Below are 9,223 nucleotides of genomic sequence, written 5' to 3' on the forward strand. Positions count from 1 at the left end.
TACCGCTACACGCTGGAAGTGGAGATCCGCAAAATCCGCAACCCGCCCGCGGATGCATCTTCGCTGGAGTACCGGCTGGTGCGCGTGATCGACAAGGTGGCGGTCCAGTAGTGGCTCGGCGCTCCTGCGCGACCATGCGGCCGAGGTTCATCTGAACCGCTGCCCGGCCTGTGGTGCACTGACGGCCTCTCCCACGGCGCGTCTCTGCCTGGCCTGCCCCCACACCGGGTTCCACGTTCCGCGCGACGTCAGATGACGGCGCCGCGGGCCGTTCCCTGCATGGACCCACGCTTCCACCTGCATCGCCGGAGATTGCCATTGTGAAGCGAATCGTGTTCTGCTGCGCCTTTCTCGCCGCGTGCGCCAGCCCGCGCGGCGCCGACCCCGCGCCCGCGGCGACGGTGGCAACCCGGACAACGCGCCCGGTTAAGGTGCAGGCGGTGGATACGGTGGTAATGCTCCCCGTCAAGGTCGATCCCGAAACCGAGGCGCGGGAGGCGGAAGAGCGCGCCTCCCTCGGCTCGCTCGTGGGCCGGATCACGGACGCCCAGACGGGTGAACCGGTCCGCGCCGCAATCTTTGCCGAATTTCACTGGGAAATGTCGGAAGAAACCGGGGAGTACAGGATGACCGGTGTTGATCCGGGCACGCTCCGCGTCACCGTGGAGAGCACCGGGTACCGACCGGAGCAGCGGACCATCACCTTTGCCGCCCGGCGCGTGGACACGATGAACGTTGCGCTCCGCCGCGCGGCGCCGGTCAGCCTGAGCCTGAGCGGCACGTGGCACATGCGCTTCAAGCTGCGCGACGCGGGCATCCGCCGGGGTCCGCCGCCTGCGCAGCGCGTTGTTGAAGGAACCATCAACTTCATCGACACGCTCCACATCGTGGACCGGCGGCGCCCGCTGCAGCGCGACCGGTACGTCTGGACAATCGAAGGATTGTCGGACATCGACTTCAGCCCGTTCTTCGGCGGCCGGATCGGGCGTGACGTGTCGACGACGGTGTTCGGCGGGCAGAATGAGACGTTCGAGCGCGAGGCGATTGCGAGGGTGGTGGACGGGGACAGCGTGGACATCAACCTGATTCCGCGCATTTCGCACGGCGGCGTCTCGTTCGCGGGGCGCATGCGCGGCGACAGCATCGTCGGCCGCTGGTTCATGCGCGCGTACGCCGGAGGTGCAACGGGCGACGTGGTGCTGCGCCGCGTTCGGTAGCGCTCGTTCCGCGCAGGGAACCGGAACCTGCGCAAAGACTTGTCACCCCTGAGAGCGTGTTGGGAAACCCTGTTGGATGGTCATGACCGCGCAGCGGTGTCATTGAGAGCGCGCCGACAAACGCCTGTTCGCCCGACACCTCGGCGTAGCCGTGTCATTCTGAAGGAGGCGCCGCACGGGACGTCCGCCGGTTCAGGTTCTGGCGCCGACTGAAGAACCCCGCCACGGAGCATCTGATGAACGACAGGTTGCGCGGCGTGCTCCAGACCAGCCGCCGCGGCGAACGGTCCCCCCCGTGCCGCGCAACCAGCGTCCACGCGGAAAATTCGGCGCGGGATTCTTCGGTCGCGTACGGCTCGGAGCGGCGGAGGGTTCGGCGCGCCGCTCCCTCAGAATGACACTCGAACGCCGAGGCGGGTGGCCGGCCTGGTTACTCAACATCCTCTGCGGGCGCCGGACGATACGTCGGGCGAGCCGTGGCTTGGCGCGACGAATGACCCGCTGTCCCTGAGCGCACTTGGCGTATGGCGCAGAACCATCCGCGGCTCCTCACAATCCGCCATCAGACGGACTGAATGCGACGCGTGATCCTGCTTCCCGGGATGGACGGCACGGGAAGGCTGTTCCGGGACTTCGCCGCGCTCGCGCCGGCGGGATTCGCACCGCAGACCGTCGCGCTCCCGGCGGAAGAGCTGGGCTACGATGCACTTGCGCGGCGGCTCGGGGACGAGCTGCGCGTCGGTCCCGACTGCATCATCGTCGCCGAATCGTTCTCGGGCCCACTGGGAATCCGGCTGGCGGCGAAAGGCGGGGCCGCCGCGCTGGTGCTCTGCAACAGCTTCGTCGCGCCGCCGCGCCACCGTGCGCTGCGCCTGGTTGCCCTCCCGATCGCGTTCCGCGCCGCGCCGCCCGCGTGGGCCATCCGCCACTTTCTCGTAGGCGCCGGCGCTTCCGCGGCGCTGGTCGATGAAGTGCGCGCGGCGATCGCATCCGTTCCGCCCGCCGTTCTCGCCGCCCGCCTGGCCGCGGTGCTGACGGCCGATGCCGCGCGCTGGCTGCCGCACTGCCCCGCGCCGATCCTGTATCTTCGCGGCACCCGCGACCGCCTGGTCCCCGACGTCGCGCTCCGGCGCATCTCGGACGCACATCCCACGCAGGTCGCCCGCATGGACGCGCCGCACCTGCTGCTGCAGGCCGCGCCCGCCGCCGCGTGGAGCGCCATCACGCGGTTCCTCGATCGCTGATCCGCCGATGTCGACAATGCGGGGCCGCTTATTGCTTCCCGCCAGCCGAGGCTCGGGGGGACACGTCCAGCGGTGGGGATCGAGGATGCGGAACCGATGGTGCGGGTGGCTGGTGATGGTACTCGCAATGATGTTCGCGCGGCCCGCGGCGGCGCAGGACAGTGCGCGGCTGGTGGCGGAAATCGACCGGTTCGTGCGCGACAGCATGCCGGGCATGCCGTTCAGCGGCGTGGTCGCGGTGTCACGGGCCGGGCAGCCCGTCCTCGCGCGGGCGTACGGGACGGCGCACTACGAGGCCTCCGTTCCCGTCACGGTAGAAACGCGCTTTCTGATCGGCTCGCTGCAGAAGCAGTTCACCTCCGCGGCCGTGCTCCTGCTTCAGGAGCGCGGCCGCTTGAGCGTGGACGATCCCCTGTGCCGCTACGTGGAGCCGTGCCCCGCCGCGTGGGAGCCCGTCCGCCTGCGCCACCTGCTGACGCACAGCAGCGGCATCCCCGACATCTTTGCCGTCGGGTTCGGGCAGACGCGCATGCTGCCCCGCTCGCACGACGAGATCGTCGCCCTGTTTCGCGACCAGCCGCTGCAGTACGCGCCCGGCGAGCGCTTTCGCTACAACAACTCCGGGTTCATCCTGCTCGGCCAGATCATCAGCCGCGCGGCGGGGATGCCGTGGACGCAGTTCATGCGCGACAGCCTTTTTGCGCCGCTGGGGATGCGGAACACGGGCTTCGCCGACAACGCCGAGGTCGTGGCGGGGATGGCGAGCGGATACTCGGCGCGGGCGGGAAAGGTGATCCGCGCGCAGTTCGAAGACCGCACCACGGCCACGGCGGACGGCAACTCCACCTGGTCCACGGCGGGCGACCTGCTGGTGTGGGTGCACGCGCTGCGCTCCGGGCGGGTGCTCGCGCCCGCCTCGCTTGCGGCCATGTTCGGCACGCACATCCGGCTGGACTCCGGCGCGCGCGCCGGGCAGGAGTACGGGCACGGGTGGTACACGCAGCGCACGGGCGGGGCAACGATGTTCTCGCACGGCGGCGTGGTCCCGGGCTTCCGCTCCTACGCCATCCACCTGCCCGCGAGCGACGTCACCGTCATGGTCCTGAGCAACAGTGAACTGGACGTGCGGCCGCTGGCGGAACGGGTAGCGGCGGCCTTCGGTTTTCCGCCATCCAGCGCACAGGGGAGGTGACGATGCGGCAGTCGGCCACGCTCAGCATCTCCATCCCGCGCGGCGCGGCGGAGGTGTACGCGTTCGTGGCGGACGGGGCCAACCTGCCGCGGTGGGCGGCGGGGCTGGGGAGCGGCGCGCGCTCGGTGGATGGCGGGTGGGAGGTGCAGACGGAGGCGGGAACCGCGTGGCTGCGGTACGCCGAGACGAACGCGTTCGGCGTGCTGGACCACACCGTGCGCCTCCCGGACGGGGGCGAGGTGTACGTGCCCATGCGCGTGGTGGCGGACGGGGAAGGGAGCCTGGTGCTCTTTACCGTATTTCGCGAGGCGGGAATGACGGACGAGCAGTTCGCCGCGGACGCGCGGGCCGTGGCGCGCGACCTGGAGACGCTCGCGGGGCTGCTGGGCCGCGGCTAGTCCGCGGAGCCGCGCAGAAGCTCACGCGTGGCGGGATGCGTGGGCCTCGCCAGCACCTCCGCCGCGGCGCCGCACTCCACCATCACCCCCTCCGACAGCACCGCGACGCGGTCCGCGTGCGCCCGCGCGAAGTCCACGTCGTGCGTGCTGATCAGCAGCCCGCGCCCCTGCGCCGCCAGCGCCCGCAGCGCATCCCCCAGCGCGCCGCGGCGGGCGGGATCCAGCGCGCTGGTGGGCTCGTCCATCAGCAGCAGCGCGGGGTCCGGCGCCAGTGCCCGGGCGATGGCCACGCGCTGCGCCTCGCCCCCGGAAAGCTGCCGCGGATAGGCGCCCGCGCGCCCCGCAACGCCCAGCATCCCAAGCAGTTCCATCGCCACCGACTCCGCGCGCGACGGCGCCCACCGCAGCGCGTGCAGCGGCGCGAGCGTCACGTTCTGCAGCGCCGTCAGGTGCTCGAACAGCGAGTGCGCCTGAAACACCATCCCCACCCTGCCGCGCAGTTCCCGCAGCGCCGATTCGCGCGGCACGGGGCCGGGGCGCAGCGCGAAGCCCGCCGCGTCCACGGAGCCCGCGTCAAACGCCTGCAGCGCCGCCACGCAGCGCAGCGCGGTTGATTTTCCGGCGCCGGACACGCCCATCAGCGCCACGATCTCGCCGGGCGCGACCTCCAGATCCACGCCCCGCAACACCTGACGCGCGCCGTGCGAAACGGTGAGTCCGCGGATGCTGAGCGCCGCGCTCATGCCGCGCTCCAGCGCCGTTCCAGCATGCGCGCCGCGCGCGAAAGCGGGAGCGAAAAGGCCAGGTAGATCAGCGAACACACGATTCCGGGCACGACCCAGCTTCCCGCGTTGGTGGCGTAGATGGCCGTCTGCTTGGTCAGCTCCACGACGGTGATGACGGACACGAGCGACGAATCCTTGAGCAGCGCGACGAAGTCGTTGGTCATGGGCGCCAGCGCCAGCCGCAGCGCCTGCGGGCCACGCACCAGGCGCAGGATCTGGAACTCCGTAAGCCCCAGCGTGCGCGCCGCTTCCAGCTGCGGCCGCGCGATGGCCTGCAGCGCCGCGCGGTAGATCTCCGATTCGTACGCGGCGTAGTTCAGCCCCAGCCCCAGCACCGCCGCGGCGAACGCGGGCAGGCGCACGACGCCGGACAGGCCGTAGTAGAGCACGAAGAGCTGCAGCAGCACCGGCGTGCCGCGGATCACCTCCACGTACACGGCCAGGGCGCCGCGCACCACCGGCGGCCCGTACACGCGCCCGGCCGCCACGGCGATTCCCAGCGCGACGGCCAGCGCCATGGCGAGGCAGGAAAGGACCAGCGTGATCCCCGCCGCGCGCAGCAGGGCGGGGAGGTACATGGCCAGCCCCGGCCGCCGCGCCGTCTCCGGCGCCCGCCCGGTTCCCGCCACCGCCGGAGCCGCTTTCGCCGCAGTGGTGTCCGCCGTGGCGCGCCGGAAGTAACCGGCCTGCGCGTCGCTCCACACGCCCCAGGCGCGAAAAGTCTTTTCCAGCGACCCGTCCCTCATCCGCGCGCGCAGGATCTCGTTCACCGAATCGCGCAGCGCGGTGTTGCCGCTCGCCATCACCCCCACGTAGTGGCTGGCCGCGATGGAGGTGGGCTGGATGACGAACCCGCCCGTGCGCCGCAGCGCGCGCGCGGCGATCACGTCGTCCAGCAGCACCGCATCCACGCGCCCCGCAACCAGATCCGTGTACGGATGCACGTCGTCGTCGTACGAGACGGGGACCAGGCCGGTGCGTGCCTTTTCCGCCAGCAGGAGCTCGTACGCAAGCGTGCCGCCCAGCGTGGCGACGCGGCGGCCCGCCAGGTCCGCCAGGGTACGGTATCGGCCCCGGTCCGCCGGGCGCACGGCGAGCACTTCCTGGAACTCGAAGTAGGGGATGGTAAGCGCATGCCGCGCCCGCAGTTCGGGGCGGTCTTCCACGCCCGAGAGGCCGATCTCAAAGTCGCCGCGCTCGGCGGACTGCGGGATGGACGCCCACGCCACCTGCACGAAGCGCGGCTCGCGCCCCAGCCCGCGCGCGATCATCTCCGCGATCTCCACGTCAAAGCCGCGGACGATGGCGGGGTTGGCGGGATCCGCTTCCACGAAGGGCGCGCCGCCCTCCGCGTCGCCGCCCCAGCGGAGCACCGCCTGCGCAGACGCCGCGGTGGATACGGCGGTGGCGCAAAGGGTGGCGAAGGCGAGCAGGAGCAGCGGCGGCGCGAGCCGGACGCGGAACCGGAAGGTGGTCGGCACGGATGGGCGGGAACGTGTGGCGGAGTCGGCGGGCGCGGCAAGCTACGTCGCCGGTCCGGCCGACTCAAGAACCGCCACGGCGCGGACGGGGCACGCGCGAGGGAGCCCGGTCTGTGACACGCACCAAAGCGGCCACAACCGGATGCGCCGTGCACGGACCGCGGAACGGCGCGGACGTGGGGCAAACGGGGGCGCGTGTCAGAAGAATACGGAAATGTGTGTCGCCCATCCGGGCCGGAACTCCCCGAAATCCGGGCGGGTAGCCCGCGGTGACGGTATCACTTTCTCACGTTTTCCGCACGAGGTTTCCCATGCACGTTCGTCGTTCAGCCACCTTGCTCGCCGCGCTCGTCATCCTCCCCACAGCCGCGCGAGCGCAACTCACCACGGGGCCGCTGTTCAGTTCGCCGGTCACGCAGCCGAAGATCGACTTCATTGGCGGCGACGCGTACGGCACCGGCCTGGGTCTCACGCTGGCGGTGCGGCCGTTCAACGGCCTGCCGGGGCTGCGGTTCCGCGCCAGCGTGGCGGACGGGCGGGGAACCGGTGCCGTGGAAGGCCCGTACCGGACCCGCTTGCGGACCGGGCTCGACGCTGTCGCGTACACGGCCGCGGTAGACTACTCCGCGCCCATCGCGACCAGCGAATCCGGCCCGCTGCGCGCCTCGCTCGTCACCGGCCTGGGCGCGACACTGAACAACGGCACGGCGATCACGGTGCCGCTGGGCGTCAGCGTGGGATACAACGGCACCCGCGTTCGCCCGTACATCACTCCGCGGCTCATGCTCGAAGCTCGCAGCGGCAGCCAGGTGAACAACGGTGAGCCCGGGTATCCGGCGGAGGACGTAACCAACGGCATCACCGGCGCGGTGGACTGGGGTGTCGACTTCGTGCTTCCCCGCGGCGCCATTCTGCGCACCGCCGTCACCACCGGCAACCACCACGGATTCGGCGTCGGGATCAGCTTCTGACAGGAGCAGGGATCAGCGGGCGCGCTGCCGGTGCGTGTCTCCGATGAGGGGCGCGCGCCGGGCGGTGGGGGAGCAAACAAACTCCTTGCACGCTGACAATTCGCGTCGCAATATGTAAGCAGTGGTGCACCTGCCACGGTATCACCGCCCCATCCTCATCCTCCAGAGGTCCTCGTGAACCACCTCCGCATCCGGGCCGCCGCCCTCGCGGCCCTCCTCGCGTCCGCCGCCTGCGCCGACATGCCCAGCGCGCCGACCTCCGTTCGCCCGCCGGACAACGTCGAGCACCAGAAGCTGATCGGCACCCTGACCTGCCGCGTGGACGTCGCGTCGCAGACCACCCAGTGCGGCGAGCCGGTGCCCGTCGGCAGCCAGGACAACGTGCGCGTCACGATCGGCTCGTACTTCACCCTTCTTACCTCGGCGCAGTTCAGCAACAACGGGCAGACCACCTTCTTCAACACCATCCGCAACGACCTGGGGCAGACCATCGGCACCAACACGGGGCTGGACGTAGACACCATCTACGCGTTCATCAGCAACATCGCCGTGACCAGCGGAACGGGCACCGTCACCGTCAACAATCCCGACGGAACGGGCACCTTTACCGCCACCAACCAGCCGTACTGGAAGTGGCGGCAGACCGTGGCTCCGGGCGAACAGACGGCGACGGGTGTGTGGACCTTCAACGTGCCCAGCACCGTGACCTCGTGGACGTACACGCTGGGCCTGTCGGCGCCCATCGCGCACCCCAACGGGTGGGTGCAGATTTCCGGCAACTACCAGATCCAGCACGGCCAGTATCAGCTGTTGACCGCCACCGTGTACGACTGGACGGGGACGGTGAATACCTCCAGCTACGTGACGTGGACGGGCGCCAACGTGTCCGGGCAGATCTACGTGAGCCAGTGGGACGACCGCACCGGGCACGTGCTGGGTGTGCGCACGGGGACCGGCGAAGTGACGGCCAGCTTCGGCTCGGCGACGCCCAGGACGGTCGGCGTGAACGTGTACTGAGGCGGCGCTGAGCGCGCGCCCTGACTGCGTCTCCCTCCCTCCGCGCGGCCGGACGGGAGGGAGACGTGCTTTCGGTCCCGAACCTTCGCAGGCTGTACAACGTTGCGGCATCCGTTTCGCAGAGCATGGAGCGCTTCTGAATGCCTCGTCCTTTTCTGCTGACCGCACACCGCGAATGCCGCACAGCATCGAGCGTGAACTCGGGATCGCCAAGCCCATCGACTCGCTCGCGCGCGAGTTCACGCTGAATCTTTTTCGGACGGAGCAGCACGTTTCCGCCGCGCTTTCGGAGGTGGTGGGCCGCGCCGATCTGCGGCTGGACGAGTACAACGTGCTGCGCATTCTGCGCGGCGCCGGCGCGGAGGGCCGTGCCCGCGCCGAGATCGAGCAGCGGATGGTGCACGAGCCCGACCGCCTGCTCGCGCTGCTGCACAAGCTCAAGACGCGCGGGCTGATCGAGGGCTCCATGCGCCTCACCATCACCCCCGCGGGGCTGCAGCTGCTCGCGGGGCTGGATGAGCCGTTCCAGGCCACCATGGAACGCGGCATCGGGTGGATGGATCCGGAGCGGCTGCAAACCGCCATCAGCGTGCTGGAAGAGATCCGCGAGCGGCTGCACGCCCCCGGCTGATCGCGACCCATTCGCGGCGGCAAAGGGGGATGATTCGCTTCGCGCGCCGCCGCACCGACGGAGAGGGATGATGATGAATGCTGCCGAGCCGATGGCGCGTCTGCTGGGGTGGGGAAGCCTGGGCTTTGCCGCGGCGTCGCTCGCCGCGCCGGACTTCGTGGCCCGCGCGTCGGGGTTCGGGCCACGGCCGGAGCTGGCGGTCGCGCTGGGGGTGCGCGACCTGGTGATCGGGGCGGGGCTCGTGGTTGCGAACGACACGCTGCCGTGGATGCGCGCCAGGCTGGTGA

At 70.5% G+C, this 9,223-nt stretch carries 10 protein-coding genes and 1 pseudogene; 9 read left to right on the forward strand and 2 right to left on the reverse strand.

Translation table 11 applies throughout. The annotated features are described in order from the left end of the window. Positions 1 to 12 precede the first annotated feature (12 nt). The 5 genes from VF665_RS25945 (at position 13) to VF665_RS17420 (ending at position 4,051) form a co-directional block, all read left to right on the forward strand. Positions 13 to 111, forward strand: a complete 99-nt coding sequence (locus tag VF665_RS25945; RefSeq protein ID WP_349263148.1) for a DUF4377 domain-containing protein — start codon at positions 13 to 15, stop codon at positions 109 to 111. A 209-nt stretch (positions 112 to 320) separates the two neighbouring features. Continuing rightward, positions 321 to 1,217 (forward strand): carboxypeptidase-like regulatory domain-containing protein, encoded by an 897-nt coding sequence (locus tag VF665_RS17405; RefSeq protein WP_331054718.1) that lies wholly within the window; start codon positions 321 to 323, stop codon positions 1,215 to 1,217. A 575-nt stretch (positions 1,218 to 1,792) separates the two neighbouring features. Next, positions 1,793 to 2,461 carry a hypothetical protein gene (locus tag VF665_RS17410; protein ID WP_331054719.1) on the forward strand — a complete coding sequence of 223 codons (669 nt, stop codon included), beginning with the start codon at positions 1,793 to 1,795 and terminating at the stop codon, positions 2,459 to 2,461. A gap of 85 nt (positions 2,462 to 2,546) precedes the next feature. Further along, positions 2,547 to 3,653, forward strand: coding sequence for a serine hydrolase domain-containing protein (locus VF665_RS17415; RefSeq protein WP_331054720.1), 1,107 nt, complete (start codon positions 2,547 to 2,549; stop codon positions 3,651 to 3,653). A 2-nt stretch (positions 3,654 to 3,655) separates the two neighbouring features. Further along, positions 3,656 to 4,051 (forward strand): hypothetical protein, encoded by a 396-nt coding sequence (locus VF665_RS17420; protein ID WP_331054721.1) that lies wholly within the window; start codon positions 3,656 to 3,658, stop codon positions 4,049 to 4,051. Here the strand turns inward: VF665_RS17420 and VF665_RS17425 are convergent. Together VF665_RS17425 and VF665_RS17430 are read right to left on the reverse strand one after the other, a co-directional pair. After that, on the reverse strand, positions 4,048 to 4,794 hold the full coding sequence (locus tag VF665_RS17425; protein ID WP_331054722.1) for an amino acid ABC transporter ATP-binding protein: 747 nt from the start codon (positions 4,792 to 4,794) through the stop codon (positions 4,048 to 4,050). The two genes, VF665_RS17420 and VF665_RS17425, sit on opposite strands and share 4 nt — an antisense overlap. Then, positions 4,791 to 6,317, reverse strand: a complete 1,527-nt coding sequence (locus tag VF665_RS17430) for an ABC transporter substrate-binding protein/permease (protein ID WP_331054723.1) — start codon at positions 6,315 to 6,317, stop codon at positions 4,791 to 4,793. Before VF665_RS17430 ends, VF665_RS17425 begins: the two co-directional genes overlap by 4 nt. A gap of 311 nt (positions 6,318 to 6,628) precedes the next feature. Here VF665_RS17430 and VF665_RS17435 point away from each other — a divergent pair, with 311 nt between their 5' ends. The 4 genes and pseudogenes from VF665_RS17435 to VF665_RS17450 form a co-directional block, all read left to right on the forward strand. After that, positions 6,629 to 7,288 carry a hypothetical protein gene (locus VF665_RS17435; protein WP_331054724.1) on the forward strand — a complete coding sequence of 220 codons (660 nt, stop codon included), beginning with the start codon at positions 6,629 to 6,631 and terminating at the stop codon, positions 7,286 to 7,288. Between the two features lie 174 nt (positions 7,289 to 7,462). Beyond that, positions 7,463 to 8,305 (forward strand): hypothetical protein, encoded by an 843-nt coding sequence (locus tag VF665_RS17440; RefSeq protein WP_331054725.1) that lies wholly within the window; start codon positions 7,463 to 7,465, stop codon positions 8,303 to 8,305. 175 nt (positions 8,306 to 8,480) lie between these two features. Continuing rightward, the gene (locus tag VF665_RS17445; protein WP_331054726.1) at positions 8,481 to 8,936 is read left to right on the forward strand and encodes a hypothetical protein; all 456 of its coding nucleotides are present in this window, start codon (positions 8,481 to 8,483) and stop codon (positions 8,934 to 8,936) included. A gap of 70 nt (positions 8,937 to 9,006) precedes the next feature. Further along, positions 9,007 to 9,223 (forward strand): annotated as a pseudogene (locus VF665_RS17450) (hypothetical protein); the annotation flags it as partial.

Source organism: Longimicrobium sp. (assembly GCF_036387355.1).
GTDB lineage: Bacteria > Gemmatimonadota > Gemmatimonadetes > Longimicrobiales > Longimicrobiaceae > Longimicrobium.